Annotated in this window: 20 protein-coding genes; 15 read left to right on the forward strand and 5 right to left on the reverse strand. The window is 27.8% G+C overall.

Annotated features, from left to right (window positions below):
- Nucleotides 1–96: 96 nt before the first annotated feature.
- A complete protein-coding gene (locus tag Q3287_RS09885; protein ID WP_054271578.1) occupies nucleotides 97–663 on the reverse strand; it encodes a CD3073 family putative ECF transporter S component in 567 nt (188 codons plus the stop codon).
- Between the two features lie 164 nt (nucleotides 664–827).
- On the opposite strand from Q3287_RS09885, the gene Q3287_RS09890 reads away from it, so the two are divergent.
- From Q3287_RS09890 to Q3287_RS09915, 6 genes are all read left to right on the forward strand, one after another.
- Entirely contained in the window at nucleotides 828–1,349 is a 522-nt protein-coding gene (locus tag Q3287_RS09890; protein WP_407964015.1) for a CD3072 family TudS-related putative desulfidase, read from the forward strand.
- A gap of 588 nt (nucleotides 1,350–1,937) precedes the next feature.
- Nucleotides 1,938–4,016 carry a TIM-barrel domain-containing protein gene (locus Q3287_RS09895; RefSeq protein WP_407964016.1) on the forward strand — a complete coding sequence of 693 codons (2,079 nt, stop codon included), beginning with the start codon at nucleotides 1,938–1,940 and terminating at the stop codon, nucleotides 4,014–4,016.
- A complete protein-coding gene (locus Q3287_RS09900; protein ID WP_021385973.1) occupies nucleotides 4,016–4,795 on the forward strand; it encodes a PTS sugar transporter subunit IIC in 780 nt (259 codons plus the stop codon). The genes Q3287_RS09895 and Q3287_RS09900 overlap by 1 nt, the downstream gene beginning before the upstream one ends.
- The gene (locus Q3287_RS09905; protein WP_223153229.1) at nucleotides 4,782–5,597 is read left to right on the forward strand and encodes a PTS system mannose/fructose/sorbose family transporter subunit IID; all 816 of its coding nucleotides are present in this window, start codon (nucleotides 4,782–4,784) and stop codon (nucleotides 5,595–5,597) included. The genes Q3287_RS09900 and Q3287_RS09905 overlap by 14 nt, the downstream gene beginning before the upstream one ends.
- Nucleotides 5,598–5,616: 19 nt before the next feature.
- Nucleotides 5,617–6,099, forward strand: coding sequence for a PTS sugar transporter subunit IIB (locus Q3287_RS09910; RefSeq protein WP_044213929.1), 483 nt, complete (start codon nucleotides 5,617–5,619; stop codon nucleotides 6,097–6,099).
- Between the two features lie 20 nt (nucleotides 6,100–6,119).
- On the forward strand, nucleotides 6,120–6,524 hold the full coding sequence (locus Q3287_RS09915; RefSeq protein WP_054271575.1) for a PTS sugar transporter subunit IIA: 405 nt from the start codon (nucleotides 6,120–6,122) through the stop codon (nucleotides 6,522–6,524).
- 471 nt (nucleotides 6,525–6,995) lie between these two features.
- On the opposite strand, the gene Q3287_RS09920 is transcribed toward Q3287_RS09915, so the two are convergent.
- Nucleotides 6,996–8,177, reverse strand: coding sequence for an ROK family transcriptional regulator (locus Q3287_RS09920; RefSeq protein ID WP_227832069.1), 1,182 nt, complete (start codon nucleotides 8,175–8,177; stop codon nucleotides 6,996–6,998).
- Nucleotides 8,178–8,385: 208 nt separating this feature from the next.
- Here Q3287_RS09920 and xylB point away from each other — a divergent pair, with 208 nt between their 5' ends.
- Both xylB and xylA read left to right on the forward strand, forming a co-directional pair.
- On the forward strand, nucleotides 8,386–9,936 hold the full coding sequence (gene xylB / locus Q3287_RS09925; protein WP_176702542.1) for a xylulokinase: 1,551 nt from the start codon (nucleotides 8,386–8,388) through the stop codon (nucleotides 9,934–9,936).
- An 88-nt stretch (nucleotides 9,937–10,024) separates the two neighbouring features.
- A complete protein-coding gene (xylA, locus tag Q3287_RS09930) occupies nucleotides 10,025–11,362 on the forward strand; it encodes a xylose isomerase (RefSeq protein ID WP_407964017.1) in 1,338 nt (445 codons plus the stop codon).
- A gap of 87 nt (nucleotides 11,363–11,449) precedes the next feature.
- Here xylA and Q3287_RS09935 read toward each other — a convergent pair whose 3' ends face one another.
- Genes Q3287_RS09935 through Q3287_RS09945 form a run of 3 tightly spaced genes read right to left on the reverse strand, consistent with a single transcriptional unit; the run spans nucleotide 11,450 to nucleotide 13,672 of the window.
- Nucleotides 11,450–11,608 (reverse strand): hypothetical protein, encoded by a 159-nt coding sequence (locus Q3287_RS09935; RefSeq protein WP_153885150.1) that lies wholly within the window; start codon nucleotides 11,606–11,608, stop codon nucleotides 11,450–11,452.
- A 16-nt stretch (nucleotides 11,609–11,624) separates the two neighbouring features.
- The gene (locus tag Q3287_RS09940; RefSeq protein WP_407964018.1) at nucleotides 11,625–12,884 is read right to left on the reverse strand and encodes a DUF1254 domain-containing protein; all 1,260 of its coding nucleotides are present in this window, start codon (nucleotides 12,882–12,884) and stop codon (nucleotides 11,625–11,627) included.
- Nucleotides 12,885–12,898: 14 nt separating this feature from the next.
- A complete protein-coding gene (locus Q3287_RS09945) occupies nucleotides 12,899–13,672 on the reverse strand; it encodes a sulfite exporter TauE/SafE family protein (RefSeq protein ID WP_054271569.1) in 774 nt (257 codons plus the stop codon).
- Nucleotides 13,673–14,007: 335 nt separating this feature from the next.
- On the opposite strand from Q3287_RS09945, the gene Q3287_RS09950 reads away from it, so the two are divergent.
- From Q3287_RS09950 to Q3287_RS09980, 7 genes are all read left to right on the forward strand, one after another.
- The gene (locus Q3287_RS09950) at nucleotides 14,008–15,207 is read left to right on the forward strand and encodes a S41 family peptidase (RefSeq protein ID WP_407964019.1); all 1,200 of its coding nucleotides are present in this window, start codon (nucleotides 14,008–14,010) and stop codon (nucleotides 15,205–15,207) included.
- 331 nt (nucleotides 15,208–15,538) lie between these two features.
- A complete protein-coding gene (locus Q3287_RS09955) occupies nucleotides 15,539–15,997 on the forward strand; it encodes a helix-turn-helix domain-containing protein (RefSeq protein WP_054271567.1) in 459 nt (152 codons plus the stop codon).
- Nucleotides 15,998–16,017: 20 nt separating this feature from the next.
- On the forward strand, nucleotides 16,018–16,374 hold the full coding sequence (locus Q3287_RS09960; protein WP_407964020.1) for a DUF4180 domain-containing protein: 357 nt from the start codon (nucleotides 16,018–16,020) through the stop codon (nucleotides 16,372–16,374).
- Between the two features lie 159 nt (nucleotides 16,375–16,533).
- Nucleotides 16,534–17,286, forward strand: coding sequence for an ABC transporter ATP-binding protein (locus Q3287_RS09965; protein ID WP_054271565.1), 753 nt, complete (start codon nucleotides 16,534–16,536; stop codon nucleotides 17,284–17,286).
- The gene (locus tag Q3287_RS09970; protein ID WP_407964021.1) at nucleotides 17,287–19,194 is read left to right on the forward strand and encodes an FtsX-like permease family protein; all 1,908 of its coding nucleotides are present in this window, start codon (nucleotides 17,287–17,289) and stop codon (nucleotides 19,192–19,194) included. It begins immediately after the preceding gene.
- A 151-nt stretch (nucleotides 19,195–19,345) separates the two neighbouring features.
- On the forward strand, nucleotides 19,346–20,023 hold the full coding sequence (locus Q3287_RS09975; protein WP_054271563.1) for a response regulator transcription factor: 678 nt from the start codon (nucleotides 19,346–19,348) through the stop codon (nucleotides 20,021–20,023).
- A complete protein-coding gene (locus Q3287_RS09980; RefSeq protein WP_407964022.1) occupies nucleotides 20,020–21,039 on the forward strand; it encodes a sensor histidine kinase in 1,020 nt (339 codons plus the stop codon). The genes Q3287_RS09975 and Q3287_RS09980 overlap by 4 nt, the downstream gene beginning before the upstream one ends.
- The last annotated feature ends 147 nt before the right edge of the window (nucleotides 21,040–21,186 follow it).

The following is a 21,186-nucleotide window of genomic DNA, read 5'->3' on the forward strand; positions in this document are numbered from 1 at the left end:
TATCTAATTAAATTGTTAATATTAAGGCCTAATAAAAAATATTATACAAAGATAAGTCTATGACTTTATTAAGAAATCATATGTATAAATAACTCATTAAGACGAACTAGACGTATTTCTACTATATTGGCTTATAAAACCTTTAGGCATTTTACTTATAAAATATACAACCATGATACAAGATAAAGGCTTGTCCACTATATTGCTGAGAATTCTTGGAAAGAATGCAGCAGTAAATATCTTCTGCCCAGATTGAACTAAAAAACCAACCAATAAATCAGCACCACTTCCACTTAATCCTCCAAATAATAAAACTGAAATAGGAGTACCAATTAAAGGACAAACAACAGCTAAAATTATTCCTGTGATAAGAGCCTCTTTATAGCCAAACCCTTTTTTCTTAGAAATATAACCAACAATAAGACCAAGAGCAATATTTACAAGAGCAAAAGGAATATTTGTAGGTCCTGATATAACACCTAAAACTAAGTTTGTGCATCCACCAATAAGAGCACCCCAAAAAGGACCTAATACAACAGCCCCAAGTACAGTACCAACTGTATCTAAAAATAATAAAGGTATGTTTATCATAGATATAAATATACCTAAGACAATGTTAATAACTATACACATTGAAGAAAACGTGATTTTTTTAGTATTCAATTATAATACCTCCTAAAAAATGTATACATTTATCATATTATAGATTATAAAAGATTACTAATTGTATATTTCTATATAGAATATTACGAATATAGAGCAAATAAATAATATAATTGGCGAAATATATAGTATTATTAAAGTTAAGAATAACTAAGGAGATTATTATGAAAAGAAGTAGAGAGATTGTAGTAGTATGTCATTGTATATTAAACTGTAACTCCAAAGTAGAGGGCTCATCAGAATTTAAAGGTGCACAAAATATAGCAGTAGATTTAATAAATAATGGATATGGAATAATTCAACTACCTTGCCCAGAGATAATTATGCATGGAATAAATAGATGGGGACATGTAAAAGAACAGTTTGATAATATGTTTTTTAGAGAACAGTGTAGACAAATGTTGGTACCTTATATAATGCAGTTTGATGAATACTTAAAAAATAATTACAATATAAAAAGTATTATTGCAATAGATGGTAGCCCAAGCTGTGGTTATAATAAGACATGTAGTTCTGAGAAGTGGTCTGGTGAATTATGCGGTTGCACTGATTTGAGAAACAAAATAAATGATGTACAAATGGTAGATGGTAAAGGAATTTTTATAGAAGAGTTGGAAAAATTACTTAATGAATACAATTTGAATATACCAATAGTTGGATTTGATGAATCTGAAGAAGAAAAATAAATATATTTTTAGAAAGTATGATAATTATTTACTATTAAAAGAGTATTGAATACCTATAATAATATAAATGAATTTATAAAATGATTATTTATATAAATTAAATTTGTAGTAATTTTAAAATTAAAAGAATAAAACTCTTGAAGATACTAGTTTGTTAAAGCTAGTATCTTTTGTTTTTGTCATAAAATCCATAAATTATATTTAAAACATGTATTAATTAATTAAATTACTAACAAATTCAAATTATACCAATTACCATTATAGAATGATTTAATACATATGGGGCAGTACAAAAAAATTACTAAAAATATATGATTTGTTATACTTTCTAATCATGACAAACTAAAAAATATAAATTAAAAGAAATTTAAGACATTAAAAAGTATTATTTTTTATTAAATTGGAAAATTACGTTAAATTATGGAAAACGATTGACAAATAGAGTCAAATAAAGTATATTATTGGTAAGTTAGTTTAATGTACAAATAAATGATAAGATAAAATCATCTACATCAATTCATCTATTAAAGTAGTTGACCTAACAGTACATTAAATATAACACTATATCATCTATTTAGGAGGGTGGCTGTGGTAAGAATATTTGAAGATTATATTGAAAAAAGATTTGACAATGAACTATTGCGAATAGAAGCATGGGGAAAAAATTCTTTACGTATCAGGTCATTTGTAGACCAAAATTTTGTTGATGAAAACTATGCTCTTAACGAAAAACCTAAGTTAAATAAAGACGATATTATAATTAATAAAAATGAAGATGGTAGTGTAATCATTAAAAATGGAAAGATAAAGGCTGTCTTAGACCATAGAGATAGAATCACTTTTTACAATGATAAAAATGAAATATTATTGAAAGAGTATATTCGATTAAGAGCTGTAAAACATGATGATGGTGGGGAAGATGTAGGTACAATAGAAATTACCAAAGACTTCAACTCTACTCTTAAATTAAAATCAAGAGAATATCGACCAAGTTATAATGGAGACTTTGAAGTGACTACTAGATTTGAGTCTGAGCCTTCTGAAAAAGTTTTTGGAATGGGACAATATCAACATAAATTTTTAGATTTAAAGAATACTGTGCTAGAATTGGCACAAAGAAATTCTCAAATATCAGTTCCTTTTTATATTTCTAGTTTAGGTTATGGATTTTTATGGAATAATCCAGGGATTGGAAAAGTATCTTTTGCCAAAAATATGACAGAATGGAAGATGTTTTCTACGAAATTTATAGACTATTGGATTACTTGTGGAGAAAGCCCAAAAGAGCTAAATAAAAATTACTCTCAAGTTACAGGAACTGTTCCTATGATGCCTGAAAACCTTTTGGGGCTATGGCAAAGTAAATTAAGATATAGAACTTCAGAAGAAGTTTTAGATGTTGTGGAAGAATATTCTAAAAGGGGAATTAAACTTTCATCAATTGCAATTGACTATTTTCATTGGCCTAAACAAGGTGAATATAAATTTGACCTAGATTATTGGAAAAATCCCAAGGAATTAGTTAGGAAACTAAAAGAAGAGTATTCAGTAGAGCCAATGGTATCTGTATGGCCTACAGTTCAAAGTGATGCAGAAAACTACAATGATTATTTAGAAAATGGTTATTTAGTTAATGTTAATCGCGGTGTCAGAATGACAATGCAAATTCAAGGAAATACGGTATTTGTAGATATGACAAACAGAGATGCAAGAGACTATGTTTGGGATAGAATAGATAAAAATTATAAACAGCTTGGAATTAACTATTATTGGTTAGATGTAGCTGAACCTGGATATTCTGTTTATGATTTTGATAACTATAGATATAAAAAAGGAAATGTTTTAAGTTGTGGTAACATTTATCCTATTGATTATTTAAAAATGATTTATCATGGTTTACATGATGATACAGAGTCTGTTGTAACTCTTGTAAGAGGAGCTTGGGCAGGAGCTCAAAAGTATGGAGCTTTAGTATGGTCTGGTGATATTGATTCTAGTTTTGAAGCTTTTAATAATCAAGTAAATACAGGATTAAATATGGGACTAGCAGGTATACCATGGTGGACAACAGATATTGGAGGTTTCCATGGAGGAAATCCTAAAGACCCAGAATTTAGAGAACTTATGGTAAGATGGTTCCAATATGCTACTTTTTCACCAATTTTAAGAATGCATGGAGATAGATTGCCTCATAGCAAACCATTATCAAATAAAGGTGGAGGTTCAATGGTAACAGGAGCTCCTAATGAAATATGGTCTTATGGTGAAGAAGTTGAAACAATCCTTACAAAGTTTATCAAAATTAGAGAGAGTATAAAAACTTATTTATCAAAATTGATGAAAGAAGCTCATGAAGAAGGCATACCAGTTATGAGAACTTTATTTTATGAATTTCCTAAAGATGATAAAGCTTGGGAGATTGATAATACATATATGCTTGGAGATGAAATTTTGGTTGCTCCAATAATGAATTATAAAGATAGAAGTAGAAAAGTATATTTGCCAAAAGGATATACATGGGAGAATATCTTTAGTGGGGTCAGTTATGAAGGTGGAAAAATTTATGAGATTAAATGCCCTCTTGAAGAAATTCCTATTTTCTTAAAGCAAAATTCTAAATATAACTTTGAAGAGTTAAAAAATATTTTGAGCGAGGTGAAATCATAATGGAACCACAATTATGGCAATTATTATTAATAGTAGTATATGGATTTTTTATAAACTATGAAAAAAATTCAACAATGTTTGGAACATATCAACCAGTAACAGCAGGTTTTATTACTGGTCTTATCTTAGGTGATATAAACACAGGTTTATATATCGGAGGGACACTACAATTATTATCATTAGGTATTAGTAACTTTGGTGGAGCATCAATACCTGATTATCAGACAGCAAGTATAGTAGCAACATTTATAACTATTACAACTAAGCAAGAAGCATCTGTAGGAATCTCTATAGGTATTCCAGTTGCTTTATTGATGGTACAGTTAGATGTTCTTAGAAATACTATTGGTATATGGCTAGTTCATAAAGCAGAAGATGGAGCTAGAAAAGGAAATTACAAAAATATAACATATATGCAAATGTTAGGAGTATTATTAACAGCAGCTACAACAGGTATTCCAGTTGCTTTATCTGTAATATTTGGACCTTCTTTAATTAACACAATTTTAAAATATACACCTGAATGGTTAACAGGTGGTTTAACAGTAGCTGGAGGATTACTTCCAGCAGTAGGAATAGGATTATTACTTAGATACCTTCCTGCTAAGGAGTATTTTAGTTATTTAGTAATTGGTTTTGTTTTAGCAGTATATATGAAAGTACCATTGTTAGGTGTAGCTTTAATTGGAGGAGCAATTGCACTTATAATTTACAAAAAGAATGTAGAAAATCAAGCACAACATTATACTGTGGCAGGAGGTATGGATGAAGATGAGTGATAATGTATCAGTAAATAAATCAAATGAAAAAGTTAAGAAAAGTGTTCTATGGCGTTGGTTTTTCACAAGTTCTGTTTCTTCAAATTATGAGAAGATGCAAGCTTTAGCATATTGTTATGCAGTACTACCATTTTTAAAGGTAGTATATAAAGATAACCCAGAAAAACTTCAAAAAGCTGTGTTAAATCATTTACAGTTTTTCAATACTAATCCATGGGTTGCACCTTATATTTTGGGTATTAATGTAGCTATGGAGGAATTATCAAGTGAAGATACTGAAGAGGCTGTTACTTCAATTAAAACAGGATTGATGGGACCAGTGGCAGGTTTAGGAGATAGTTTATTTGTTGTTATTCCATGGACAATCTTTGGAGCAATAGCAGCTAACATGGCTATAGATGGAAGTCCATTTGGAATCTTATTATGGATTGCAGTGAGTGTAGCGTTAAAATTATTAAGTATACCACTATTTAATGCTGGATATACATCAGGTACTAAGCTAATATCTTCAATTGAAAAAAGTTTGAAGATTTTAACTGAGAGCACATCTATTTTAGGATTAATGGTGGTGGGAGCATTAATACCATCTGTAGTAAAAGCTAATGTTGCTTTGAATTTTCAACAAGGGGACTTTACAATGAAAGGTCAAGAAATATTAGACCAAATTATGCCTGGACTAGTTCCTGCAATTTTAGTTTTAGTTGTTTATTGGGCTCTTAAAAAGAACATAAAGCCTATATACTTAATTTTAGGTGTAATGGTTGTTTCAATAATTTTATATGCATTAGGTATTTTAAAATAAGGAAAGGGTGATATTAGATATGGAAATGAAAGGTATAAAAAATATTCGTATAGATGACCGTTTAATCCATGGTCAAGTTGCAACTATGTGGAGTAATAAGTTAGGTGTTACAAGATTAATGGTAGTAAATGATGCAGTAGCTAATAATTCTGTTCAAAAACAAGTTCTAAGAATGGCTACACCTGCTGGAATAGCATCATCCATAATTACAGAAGAGACTGCTATAAAAAATATTACTGCTGGAAAGTATGAAGGGCAAAATGTATTATTAATTGTTAAGTCTCCTGTTGACCTTATTCCATTTGTAGAAGCTGGATTAAAAATACACAATATAAATGTAGGAAATATGTCAAGTAGAAAAGATACAACAGTATTAAAACCTAATATCAGTGTTACAGAGGAAGAGAAAGAAGCATTTAAAAAACTTTTAGATGAAGGAATTGAAATAACGACTATAATGACACCTGATGACAAGAAAACTTATCTTGTAGATATTTTATAGATTTAGAGAGGTGTATTAAAATGAATAGTATTATTTTAATGAGTCATGGAAATATGGCTGAGGAAGTATTAAATTCTGCAAAAATGATAATAGGAAATTCTATAGATTATCCTACTGTAAATATGAAACAAGATGATGGAATTGAAGGAACAATAAAAAAACTTAAAAAGGCTTTGGAAGTATACAAGGAAAGTTCAGAAATAGTCATAATGGTAGATTTACTAGGTGGAACACCATGCAATGCAGCGTTATTAGAGGCTAGTAGTGATAACAGAATTAAGATTATTTCAGGGCTAAATTTAGGTATGGTTGTTGAATCAGCTTTTTCAGACGCAAAAGAATTAGCAGTAAAACTGGAGAAAATAGGTAAAGATAATATTTCTATTGTTGAGCCAACAGCAAGTTTATTATCTGATGATGAATAAATACAATATATATTAAGATTTAATTAATATATAACTTCTGAGAAAAGAATGCAAATAATTTTGTATTAACTACAGAATAAATTTGATTTTGGAATATACAATTTAAAGGGGTTATGGCTATATAGTCATAACCCTTATTTAAGATTATTTATATCCTTATAAAAATAGAACATGTCTGAAGATATTCTTAACTTTTTTGACTTTCATAATTACTATAACTAATATTTAATTAAGATGAATATTTTATTGATTTAATAATTAGGTCAGTTTCTAAGACTTTGAATTCACTTATATAATCTTAAAGCTATTAAATAAAGTGACTTATGAAGTGATTCATCCGTTGTAAATGCTGATTTAGATGTAGTTGTATTTTTTATCCTATTACAATCTTAGTAAAAGTAATAGATAGATTCAATTTGATATTAAAAAATGTAACTAGCTTAAATAAGCTAGTTCTCAGATTATTCAATATTATAATACAGCTATTTTATCATTTATTTCATTCATCAAAGTTAGGTTTTGTATATTTAAGAAGCTTTTAATATTGACAGCAGAGCCACCATATAGAGATGCCTCAGAACCCAATGATGAAATTTCTATATTTATGCCTTTGTTAAAAGAGCTAACTAGCATATCTTTTGTAATCTCTAATATTTCAGGTATATTTCTGATTATTTGGCTGTTTAAATATATTATCTCAGGAGCATAAGTTGCAATAGCGTTGTTTATAGCTAGTGATAGATAACTACAAAACTCATGGATAACTTTTTTAGTATTCTCATTATCTTCATAGTATAGTTGTTTTACCATATCAGGGTCTATTTTAGGAATATTTTCTAAAGAACAAATTTGTTCAAACACTTTCTTCTCTGAGCAGTATTGTTCTAAACAACCACGATTTCCACAAGGACATAGTTTACCATTAGGCATGATAATAGTGTGACCAATTTCGCCACTCATGCCATTTCTACCACTATATAATTTATTGTTTATTATAATGCCTGAACCAAATCCACTATGAATACTAAGACTAAGTAGTGAATTATGTACAGTTGAAAAAGTACTCTCAGCTAAAGCTGTTAAGTTTGCTTCGTTTTCTATATGAATAGGGAAGTCGTATTTTTTACTTAGGATACCATATAAATCAATCTCATTGAGGTTATAATATGGAGTGAATAATATGTTATTTTCACAAGTAATCCCATGTATAGCTAAAGTAAGCCCTATTACATTATAAGGAGTATCTATTTTGGATATGTTATAGCTATCTATAATTTCATCTATTAATTGTATAACATTATCTTTATTTACTTGTATATCCATTAATTTCTTAGATTTTATAATAGTCCCATCTAAGTAAGATAGAGAAGAAAATATATAGTCATATCCAATATCCATACTTAAAGAAATCCCTGCACATTTGTTGAATACTAAAAGTATGGGCTTTCTTCCGCCACTATGAGTACTATTTCCAATTCCTATTTCATGAATCAGAGACTCATCGATAAGTTTTTTGGTAATAGCAGATATAGTTGCTTTATTTAATCCTATAGTAGAGGCTATACTTGCTCTAGAAATAGGACCATTCTTTATAATTTGTTCAAGTACCAATCTTTCATTCATTTCTCGAATAGTGTATTTATCAGTAACCAATTTGATATTCCTCCTTAAAATAATATTGTAATACTTTTTAGACAAAAATAAAAGGCTATTTTGCATTGACAAAGATAATTAAATATTTTATTATTAGTTCATAAGTTAGTTTAATATACTAACAAAAATAAAGCAAGTAAAATATGCCTAAAATATAAAAAAATTGAATTAGGAAAACGATAATTATTAAGTGATGTCTCAAGGAGGGATGAAGTTGGAGTATGTATTAGGTGTAGATATTGGTACATCAGGTACTAAGACAGTCTTATTTGATAAACTAGGAAATACTATAGAAAGTTGTACATATGAATATCCTCTTATACAAGAGAAAGCAGGTTGGGCAGAACAGGATGCAAATGATTGGTGGGAAGCTGTAGTTGAATCTATAAGACATGTAATTCAAAGTTCAGATATAAGCAGTGAATGTATAAAAGGAATTGGATTATCAGGACAGATGCATGGTTTAGTTATGCTAGATAAAGAAGGGAATACCCTAAGAAACTCTATAATATGGTGTGACCAACGTACAGTAAAAGAATGTGAAGAGATAACTGATTTGGTAGGTAAAGAAAGATTGATTGAAATAACTGCCAATCCAGCGCTTACAGGATTTACAGCATCAAAAATATTGTGGGTTAGAAATAATGAGCCTGACATTTATAAAAATACTAATAAAATACTTCTTCCAAAAGATTATATAAGATACAAATTAACAGGCGAATATGCTACAGAAGTATCAGATGCGAGTGGTATGCAGTTACTTGATATAAGAAAAAGAAATTGGAGTAATGAAGTACTAGACAAGTTAAATATAGATAAAAGTCTTTTAGGTAAAGTTTATGAATCTCAAGAGATTACAGGATATGTGACTAGGGAAGTAGCAAACTTAACAGGACTTAAAGAAGGAACAATAGTTGTAGGTGGAGCTGGAGACCAAGCAGCAGGAGCAATAGGAAATGGAATAGTTAAAGATGGAATAGTTTCATCTACTATTGGTACATCTGGTGTAGTCTTTGCATATACAAAGGAACCGAAAATTGATAAGGAAGGTAGAGTTCATACTTTTTGTCATGCAATACCAAATACATGGCATGTTATGGGAGTTACTCAAGGAGCTGGATTGTCACTAAAATGGTTTAAAGATAATTTCTGTCAAAGCGAGCTGGAAGTGTCAAACTCTTTAGGTAAAGATGTATATGAAATTATAAATAGTCAAGTAAGTCAAGTACCAACAGGATGTAATGGATTACTTTATCTACCATACATGATGGGGGAGAGAACTCCTCATCTCGACCCTTATGCAAGAGGAGTATTCTTTGGATTATCTCCAATACATTCTAAAAGAGAAATGGCAAGGGCAATTATGGAGGGCGTTTCATATAGTCTAAAAGATTGTATGGATATAATAGAAAAACTTAATATAGAAGTAAATGAAGTAAGAGCCTCAGGTGGAGGTGGAAAAAGTAAAGTATGGAGACAGATGCAAGCAGACCTGTTTAATCAAGATGTATATACTATAAATTCAAGTGAAGGGCCAGCACTAGGAGTTGCAATTCTTGCATTAGTAGGAGCTGGTATATACGAAAATGTCCAGAAAGCTTGTGAGACTATAATAAAAACTTCAACTAAATTAGAGCCAATAAATCAAAATGTAGATACATACAAGAGATATCATAGATTGTATAAAAAGATATATAAATCTTTAAAAGATGATTTTAAATTATTAGATGAAGTAGTTAATTTTAAAGATGAAGAATAAAAATATTTTAAGAATGAAAATAAAAGATAGTTTAAATTGAGAAAAATATTACATACATCATATGTGTAAAACATTAGGAGGATATGAAATGAGTGAAATATTTAAAGGAATAGGACAGATAAACTTTGAGGGAGCACAATCTAACAATGAGTTAGCATTTAGATACTACAATCCTGAACAAGTAGTAGGAAATAAGACTATGAAAGAGCACTTAAGATTTGCAATGAGTTACTGGCATACTTTATGTGGAGAAGGTAATGACCCATTTGGAGTAGGTACAGTGGAGAGACCTTGGAATAATATAACAGACCCAATTGAAATTGCAAAGATTAAAGTTGATGCAGGATTTGAATTTATGTCTAAAATGGGAATTGAGTATTTCTGTTTTCATGACAGAGATATAGCTCCAGAAGGCAAAAATTTAGAAGAAACAAACAAGATATTAGATGAAATAGTTGAATACATAAAAGTTAAGATGAAAGAAACAGGTATAAAGTTATTATGGGGAACTGCTAATATGTTTGGAAACCCAAGATTTGTTCATGGTGCATCTACAACATGTAATGCTAATGTTTACGCTTATGCAGCAGCTCAAGTTAAGAAAGCCATGGAAATAACTAAGTATTTAGGAGGAGAAAACTTTGTATTCTGGGGTGGAAGAGAGGGTTATGAAACTTTACTTAACACTAATACAGAGCTTGAAATGGACAACTTCGCAAGATTTCTACAAATGGCTATAGATTATGCTAAAGAAATAGGATTTACTGGGCAGTTTTTAATAGAACCTAAACCAAAAGAGCCAACTAAACATCAATATGATTTTGATACTGCTACTGTTTTGGGATTTTTGAGAAAGTATAATCTAGATAAATACTTCAAAATGAATATAGAAGCAAACCATGCTACACTTGCAGGTCATACTTTCCAACATGAATTGAATATGGCAAGAATAAATGATGTTTTAGGAAGTATAGATGCGAATCAAGGAGACCTATTATTAGGGTGGGATACAGACCAGTTTCCAACAAATATATATGATGCAACACTTGCTATGTATGAAGTGTTAAAACAAGGGGGAATAGCTCCAGGAGGCTTCAATTTCGATTCTAAAGTAAGAAGAGCATCTTTTGAAGTGGAAGACTTATTCCTAGCATATATTGCAGGTATGGATACATTTGCAAAGGGATTATTAGTAGCTCATAAATTATTAGAAGATGAGGTATTTGAAAACTTTACTAAAGAAAGATACTCAAGCTTTAGTGAAGGTATAGGTAAAGACATAGTAGATGGTAAAGTTGGATTTAAAGAATTAGAAACTTATGCACTACAAATGCCAGTGATAAAGAATAAGTCTGGAAGACAAGAAATGCTAGAAGCTATACTTAATAGATATATATATGAAGTAGATACAATATCTAAGAAGTAGATATAATATATAAAATACAAAATCAAATTAAAATCATAATAAAATACCTATTTTGAAATAACAAATTCAAAATAGGTATTTTAAAATTTACTGCAACCAAAATGGTATATTTACAAATGGAGTAAACTTATCAAATAAGTCTAAATAATCTTGAGCTTTTTTAGGGTTATCACATTGAACTAGACCATTTTCAATTTCGCCTGTTTTATAAATTTTCTGTTCTATTGTTTTAGAATGCTTGGTCAATCTGGGATTAACAAATTTATTGATTTACTCTAGTAACAACTGGAGGTAACCATTTACCTAAAATAGCATCTTCACTTGGACCATATAATCTTAGTGTCATGTAAAATTTATCTTTAGGTGATGGTAGCCAGTTTGATATTTTATTTTTATCTTTAGGTGATTTATTTTGTATATATATGGTTAGTGAACCATCTTCATCGTAAAATAGCCCTTTTGTACGGTCTCCAATAGAGTAGCGGTCAATTTCATTATCTACTAAGAACGCATTTTTAAACAAATACATCGTTAATGACCAAAATTGGCTAACAGGAGGAAGTTCATTTTTATTGAACTTTATCTCATAATCAAAATTTCCATCTAAAAATTGACCAGTACTATCTTGGAAAGTGCTTGGGTATAAAGATTCTTCTGGTTGATTAGCTAAAGCACCTTTATGCCACACTACTGAACGTTGTAAATAATCTTCTCCATAATTACCAATACCTTTTCGAGCAACTCTCCAGAAGTTATGGGATTCTCCAAATGCTAAGCCACCTTCATTAATAAGTTTTTTCGCACTATTACAAGCTTCATTTAATATATCATCAGGAACTTCTTTTAGCTGTTTTGATGATAATATGTCTGTTCTAGTTTTTAAGGTTGGGATTAATAAAAGTATGTTATTAAGGGTTTCAAAAAATTCATGGTAATTTGAATTTTTATATATTGGCAAATCTTTGGTATCATGTTCATCATGATGTGTCTTGTTAGACATCTCGGAGAGTCTATGTATTCTAAACTTGTTTTGTATATCTTTAACTTCCTGAACATCATTTTTATCATTGATAAGAACCCTTAAAAATGCTAGTGCAAAAGGTGTATCACTTTTAATTACATTGGTATCTTTAGGTAAATCACCATTCCAATCTGGTCCAATAACAGTAAATTTATTTGATTTTGTCCCAGTTAATCTTCTACCAATATTAGTAATTGTTTCTGTAAATAAGTCTAATAATTGTATAGAGTAGTATCTATCATTGGTGTCTGGAACTTCTATTACTGCTGGTTGTTCACGTAAGTCTAGCCAAGCTCTTGAATATGTTGTATCATTGTTTGGTGCTGGTATAAATGATGTTTTTGGTGATGCTACAGTGGCAGTATGAGCAAATTCATTAAAACTTGTTGTCTTAGTCTTTGGGTTAATAATTTGTGTATAGAGTAATTCATACATACCTACTATTGGATATCCATAGATATAAGCATTTTTAACTGTTTCAAATAAATTAGTTTTGTTCATTTATAGTCTCTCCTTTAAAATAATCTTATTATATTCCACAGACATGTCATTATAACGAATAACATGACTGAATTATAAGCAATGATTAAATTACTTTTATTTATTTTTTTATTAATAGTTGTACCGAATATTCCACCTAAGATTGCAGCTGGAATTATATATAGTAACATCGATATTTCAAGTCCTGAAGGTATTGACTTTGAAATTAATAGAGTTATTATCTTTGAAGCTTGTGAGAATAGTATTAGTATTATTGAGTTAACAGATGCACTCTTTAAATTCATTGAGAAAAATAATGTCAGAGCAGTTATATTTATAGGGCCTCCACCTATTCCTAAAAAAGATGAAATCATTCCTAGAGTATATCCAAGTAAAACTGTAAATATACGATTCTTTATATGGAATTGTTTTTTGTTAGGTAGATTTATGTACACCAGTATAATTACTAATAAAGACAAAAGGAGTCCATTTTGAATTAGCTTTATAAACCTATCTTTGTTAATAAAATCAACTATAAATTCAAATATCTCAGTACCAATTAAACCACCTAAAATTGCACCTATTCCAAGTAGGACAGTCGTAGGTTTTTCAAATTTAGTTTTATATTTAATATGTTTAGTAACAGCAGAACAAGACATAGTAAATACTGCACATGTTGATAAAAAGTTTATAACTGAAGCATCTAGTTCAGTTACTGCATCTAGTACTGGTTTTATGATAATTCCGCCACCAAGACCAGAAATTGCACCTATAATAGAGGCTATAAATCCTACTATAAAAAATACCATATATATCTCTCCTATTCTGAAGTTTTATGTTGATTTCTTGATAGTAAGTGTTCCCTAAAATAGTAAAATAATTTATCTATTTTTACAAATACTTTAGATATATGATAAAATGTAGTAATTATTTGACCCTTACATTTTGATTTGTTTGAAGTTATTTTGAGTTAAAATAAATTAAAAAAGATAAGAATAGTAATTTCTATTTACGATAAGAATATTAAGATATTAAAGATGCCTAACTAATATACGAATTATAATAAAGTTTAAATATTATTGTTAGAGATTTATGATGGTACTAATATATTAAAATATAAAATTTGAAAGTTGATGAGAACTATATGAAAAAGAAAATATTGTTTTTAGTAATTATTTTAACATTTATAATTTTATTAGGTAATTCTACTTATTCCCAAAAGAATCAACTATCTGAAGAAGAAAAGATGGATGATTTTAAACATGTATATAATGTTATAAAAACAGGATATCCTTATTTAAATGTAAATAAAAGAATTAATAATACTGATTGGTTAGAAAATAAGGACGAATATATAAAAAGAATAAAGAGTACTGAAAATGATGAAGAATTTATAGAAGAAATGTCATCCATATTATCTGAATTAAATAATAAACATACAGAGCTAATCGACAATAAAAAACGATATGAGCTTTTTAAGAAATCATATTCTAATAATGATTGGTGCGATTTTCTTAATGATGAAAAAGTTGTTGATAGATACAATTCTATAAATCCTAAAATAAAAGCTCCAAATGATATTTTTGAGAAAAAAGAATTAATTTTGGAAGATGCAATCAAAGGTAAAGTAGGATACATGTATCTACCATCTATGTCATCAAAGCATGGACCTATAGACAATGATTTAAAAGCAATTGAAGCATATATTAATACTCTAGAAAAACATAAAGCTTTAATTATCGATATAAGAGGAAATTCAGGAGGAAGTGATAGATATTGGCAAGGAATTGTATCTAAACTTATAAAAAATGATGTTAAAATAAATGGATATAGAATCTATAGAAATAATAATGAAATAGTAAAAAAATACACAAGTGTAAGAAATATAAAATTAGAACCTGTAGAAAACTTACCAACAAACATAAAGAAAAATGCACCAGAAGAGATTATGAAAGATTTTAGTGGTTTTGAAAATACTTCCTATACCATAAAATCGAAAAGTGACTTAAAGTTTAAAGGCAATATATATTTGCTTGTAGATAAAAAAATATATTCATCATCAGAGGCATTTGCTATGTTTTGTAAGGAAACTAAATTTGCTACTTTAGTAGGTGAAACTACTGGAGGAGATGGTGGATGTATAGATCCTGTATTGTTTAACTTAAAAAATAGTGGTCTGATAGTTAGAATGGCAAGTTGTATGTATTTAAATAAGAATGGAGTATGTGATGAAGAATTTAAAACTATTCCAGACTTTAAAGTGAGAGATTGTGATAGAACTAAGAATTTTGAAGATGATAATTGTATAAAAAAGGTACTAGAGCTTGAAAATATTAAGAATTAGAAAGCTTTTAAAAGTTATCTTGTTAGTCGAAATATTGAAATATAAAAATGTAAAAATACACTGTGAAAAGCAATTTGAAAAGATTTTAAATTTTTTCAAATTGCTTTTTTACTTAAGAGATTTTTCATTATAGTTGGACATGATTAAGCAATTTAATTTATAAGTTTAGTAAAGATATTATAATAAGTTACTAGAAAATGTTAGAATGCAATAAGATGGAATTAAAGTGTATTAAAATCTAATAAATAGCAATAAAATACAAAATAAATTTGACTTTTTGATATTTCTAAATTAATATATTGTTATTATCAAATGAAAGGTAAGTGTAATTATGGACGAAAAGTTTTATACAATAGACCAAGTTGCAGAGATTTTAGAAATGCATCATAAGACAATAAGAAAATTTATAAAAGATGAAAAATTAAAAGCTAATAAAGTTGGCAAACAATGGAGGATATCAAAAGAAGATTTAGATAGGTTTATGGATGTAAAGAGTGATGAGAATAATGGTTTAGAATTTAAATTGAATTCATATAAGGAACTAGGATGTATTCCAAAGGTTAATGTATCTACAGTAGTTGATATAAATAGTATCTCGAATAATGAATACTCACGTTTATCAAACTTACTTTTGGCACTTGTAAATAATCCGACTTCAATGTCAAGTGGCTCCACTATTAACTTGAAATATAATGAAAATGAAAATAGGCTTAGAGTTATGTTATGGGGAGATATAAAGTTTATTGAGGATATGTTAGGTTCTATATCCATATTAATAGAAAACATTTAAAACAGAAATGAGGAATAAAAATGAATTATAATATAAAAAAACAAAATGACAGAAAATATATTTTTTTAGAGAGTAAGTTTAATTCTGAAGGAGAAATAATGGATATTATATCTATATGTATGGAGCATGGTATAAATTATCTTATGCTTAGTAATAATTCACTTTCAGATGATTTTTTAAATCTAAAAACTGGATTAGCAGGTATTGCATTACAAAAATTTATGACTTATAGGATACAAGCTGTTGCAATTATTGATGATGAAAGCAGGATAAATAAGAGATTTTCAGAATTAATGCTAGAGCTAAATAAATCAAATAATTTTAGAGTAGTGAACAATTTTGAGAGTGCTAAAAAACATATCTCAAATATAAATTGATAATATAAAGTTATAGACTAAATACTTTAATAGCCTTTTTGCCTATGTTACGAAAGTGTAATGTTAACAGTTAAAATGTAATATTTGCTTAAGGATTTATTTATATAAAACCTTTAAAATAAACATATATTAAAAAATTAGCAACTGGAGGCTATTATTATGAAAGAAATATTAAAAATAAAAAATATATCAAAAGATTATGGGATAAAAGGATTTAGAACAAATGTATTAAAAAATATATCTCTTACAGTCAATGAAGGTGATTTTATAGCAATAATGGGTCCATCTGGTGCAGGGAAAACAACATTACTAAATCTTATGTCTACACTTGATAAACAAACTTCAGGAGAGATAATCCTAGATGGAATTAATATATCAAAAGTAAAAAATAATGAACTGTCAAAACTAAGAAGAGAAAAAATAGGATTTATATTTCAAGACTACAATTTATTAGATAACATGAAGTTAATGGATAACATAGCACTTCCTCTAGCATTAGGAAAAAAGAAAAGTAAGGAAATAGAAGCTAAGGTATTTTCTATAGCCAAAAAATTTGGATTAGAAAATCATTTAGATAAATATCCTTATCAGTTATCAGGAGGGCAAAAACAAAGAGGAGCAGCAGCTAGGTCATTAATTACAAACCCAGCAGTTATATTTGCAGATGAACCAACAGGTGCTTTAGACTCTAAGTCAGCATATGAGCTTTTAGAATCATTAGAAAGAATAAATAGAGAAAATAATGCTACTATTATAATGATTACACATGACCCTCTAACTGCAAGTTATTCTAATGAAGTATACATGATAAATGATGGGAATATAAAGTGCAAATTAAACAAAGGAAGTAACAGAAAAGAATTTTATAAAAAAATTATGGATATGTTGGCCTCTATGGGAGGTGACATGTAAGTGAGTATACTTGGAATTGCGTATAATAATTTTAAGAGTAATATAAGAACGTATCTAGCATTTTTTATATCTATGGTTTTTTCAGTAGTTGTACTAACTAATTTTGAATTATTAAGATATGGTGATGCTATAAATGTATTGCAAGGAGAAAATAAAAATTTTACATTATCAGTGTTAATAGCTGTAATAATGATACTATCAGTATTTTTATTTTTCTTCATCTGGTATGCAACAAATATATTTTTTAAAAATAGGTCAAAAGAAATTGGGATATTGTCTTTTATGGGGTTAGACTTATATACAATAGGAAGAATATATTTTGTAGAAAATATGCTTATAGGGGTAAGTTCTTGTATAACAGGAATAATTATAGGAATAATAACTTCTAGATTTTTTCAAGTAGTGATAATAAAGTTATCTGGATTTGATATAAAGGTATCTAATGGGCTTAGCATGGAAGCTATACTATATACTACTTTGATATTTATTTCTATATTTATAGTAATGGCTATAAAAGGTTTTATAACAATATGTAGAAGTAGCGTAATAAATCTAATTAATACATCTAAAAAGCAAGAAAAAATACCTAAAGTAGGAATAGGGATATATATTTTAGCTATAATATCAATTATAGTAATAGGATATGGTTATTACCTTTCTACTAATATAAGGACTGGAAATATAATGAGTGTAATACCTGTTATAGCTATAATAATAGTTGGGACTTATGGACTATTTAAATCAGTTGTTCCTGTTATATTTGATATTATAATAAAAAATAAAAAAATATTATTTAATGGAAACAATATAATTGCAATAAACAATATAAATTACAGATTAAATAAAAACTATAAAACTTATGCTATAATAGCAATAATTATAACCACTACAATATCTACTCTTGGAGCATCAGTTGCAATGAAATTTATACATCAAAATGCTCAAGAGCAAAGAAATGTATATACTGTCAGTATAGTTTCATTGGACAAAGATGAAGTGAATAAAACACAAATAGAGAATATAATAAAAGATACTAATAAGATAAAATATTCAGTAAACCCAGAGCTAACAATTTTGGAAAACACAGATAGTAAGAATGTTTATGACAAAACTAATGCTATAATAAAATATAGCGATTTTAGCAATATCCTTAAAGAAAATGGTCATGATGAAGAATTAAAAGAGTATGGTGATAAGCTAGTTAGAGGAGATAATGTAATAGAGTTAAAAAGCCCTCAAACTATAGTAACAGTAGCTACAAAAGAAGCTCATGTAACCCTTGATGGACATTTATATAATATTTCAAAGGGAGAAGTAAAAGTTCCAGTGTTAGGCACAGGATTTAATCAAAGTATCATAGTAGTAAATGATGATACATATTTCAAATTAAGAAATAAAGGACAACAAGTATATTTTTATGGGGCAAAAGTATCTAAAGAAGAAAATAGCCAGGTGATGTTTAAAAATATTGAAAAGAATCTAAGTTTAAAAAATGGTTATATTCAAAATGGATATAAAGCTCAAAATGAAAGTCAATGGATGAAGTTTGCATATGTAGTGCTTGTATTTTTGTTCTTAGTATTTGCACTTGTGGCTGGAAGTATAATTTATATGAAAATATATAGTGATGCATATGAAGATAAAGATAAATACAAGATTTTATTGAAAATAGGTACTACAGAAAAAGATATAAATAGAGCTATACTTAAAGAAGTAGCTATCTTTTATACTTTACCAATGTTAAGTGCAACAATATCTAGCTATTTTGCATTGAGGTTAGCAGGAGAATTAATGATGGCTAATTTATTTAGTATATATATACTAAGTTTAGTTATATGCTTGATAATATTTATAATATATGGAGCAGTATCTGTCAGTAAGTTTAAGCGTGTAGTATATAAAAACTAATTGATAAATTACTAAAAAACGAGGAGATTCTTTTAATAAGAGTCTCTTTGTTGATTAACTAAAGAATTTGACCAATAAACCTATATAAAATATGTTATTATATTAATAATTTATAACATAATTAAATATTAAAATAATGGAGAGTACGCAAATGTATAGAATTTTATTAGTAGAAGACGATATTGATTTATCAAAAGAAATTGCTCTTGCATTGGATAAATGGGGATTTAATGTAGAATTAATTAATAACTTTGAAGCAGTTTTAGATGAATTTATAGACAAAAAACCAGATGTAGTACTTTTAGATGTAAACTTACCATTATATAATGGTTTTTACTGGTGTGAGAAAATTAGAGCTATTTCTAATGTACCAATAATATTTTTATCATCAAGAGATTCTGATATGGATTTAATAATGGGGATAAATAATGGAGCAGATGATTATATTACCAAACCATTTTCTATAGATATATTAGTTACCAAAATAAACGGTATAATAAGAAGAGTCTACAATTATAGTGACTCTAGTAGTATTATGTACTACGACGAGTTGATATTTGATGCAGGAAGAGGAATTATAAAGCACAAATACAAGGATGAAAGTTTAGAATTGACTAAAAATGAAATAAAAATTTTAACCTTATTATTAAAAAATAAGAATAGAGTTGTATCAAGGGAAAGTCTTATGATGACTCTATGGAATAATGATGAGTTTGTGACAGATAATGCACTTACTGTAAATATGAATAGATTGAGAAGTAAAGTTAAAGAGTTAGGTTTTGATGATTTTATAAAAACTAAGAAGGGCATAGGATATATAATACAATGATAGCGAAATATTTAAAAGGTAGGTCTAAGTATCTTATCATCTGTTTAATTATAGTCAGTATAATAAATATATACTTATTTGCTATAGATGTATTTAAAAATAAATATGCAGAGTTGGTATATTTGGATTTTTTAGTAATATTTATAACAATATTATTTTTTGTTGTGGATTATATCAGCTTCAGAAATAGTTATAAAAGTTTATATGATTGTATAGAAGATAATGGTGAAATAGATGGTTATTTGGTTGAGGGACAATCTTTTGAAGAGAATCTAATGAGAGCTATTATAGAAAATCTAAAAATAAAAAATAACAATGATATAGAAATTTATAAACAATCTTTAAAAGAATTAGATGAGTACATGGCTAAGTGGGTTCATGAAATAAAGATTCCAATATCTTCTTTGAATATAATTACAGATAGGTTAAGCAGTATAGAAGATAGTATAGATATTAAGAATCAAGTTGCTAAGATAAACTTTTTAGTTAACTCCATTTTATATAGTAGTAGAAGTAATACCATGTTTGAAGATGTATTTATAAATAAGGTTAAATTAGAAAAATTAGTAAAAATGGCTGTAAAAAATAACTCATTTTTGCTTATAAAAAATAACATTGAAGTTAGTTTAAATAAGCTAGACTATGATGTCTATACAGACTCTAAATGTATGTCATATATTTTAGACCAAATTATTAATAATGCCATAAAGTATTCTAAAAAAGTTGGTAAAATTGAGTTTGATTCAAGAGAGTTAGAAAATGGAGTAGTATTATCTATAAAAGATTTTGGAATAGGCATAAGTGAAGAAGATATAGTTAGGATTTTTGATAAAGGTTTTACAGGTACAAATGGAAGAAATCAATTGTATAAGTCTACTGGAATGGGGTTATATTTTGTAAAGAAAATGATAGATAATTTGGGTCATGACATTGATGTATGTTCAGAAAATAGTTCGTATACAATTTTTAATATCTATTTTTATGATATATCAGATTATTTAAACCTAGATAGTTAGGTTATTATAAAGACTATAACAATATTAGAGATAAAAATTTTTGTATAAATTTTATAAAGACTTTTATCTACTTTAAAATAAAAATATTACTGGAATAAAAAAATTCCAGTAATATTTTTATTTTAAACTTGTAACTATATTTAAATG

The organism is Clostridioides sp. GD02404, assembly GCF_045898275.1.
Lineage (GTDB): Bacteria > Bacillota > Clostridia > Peptostreptococcales > Peptostreptococcaceae > Clostridioides > Clostridioides difficile_A.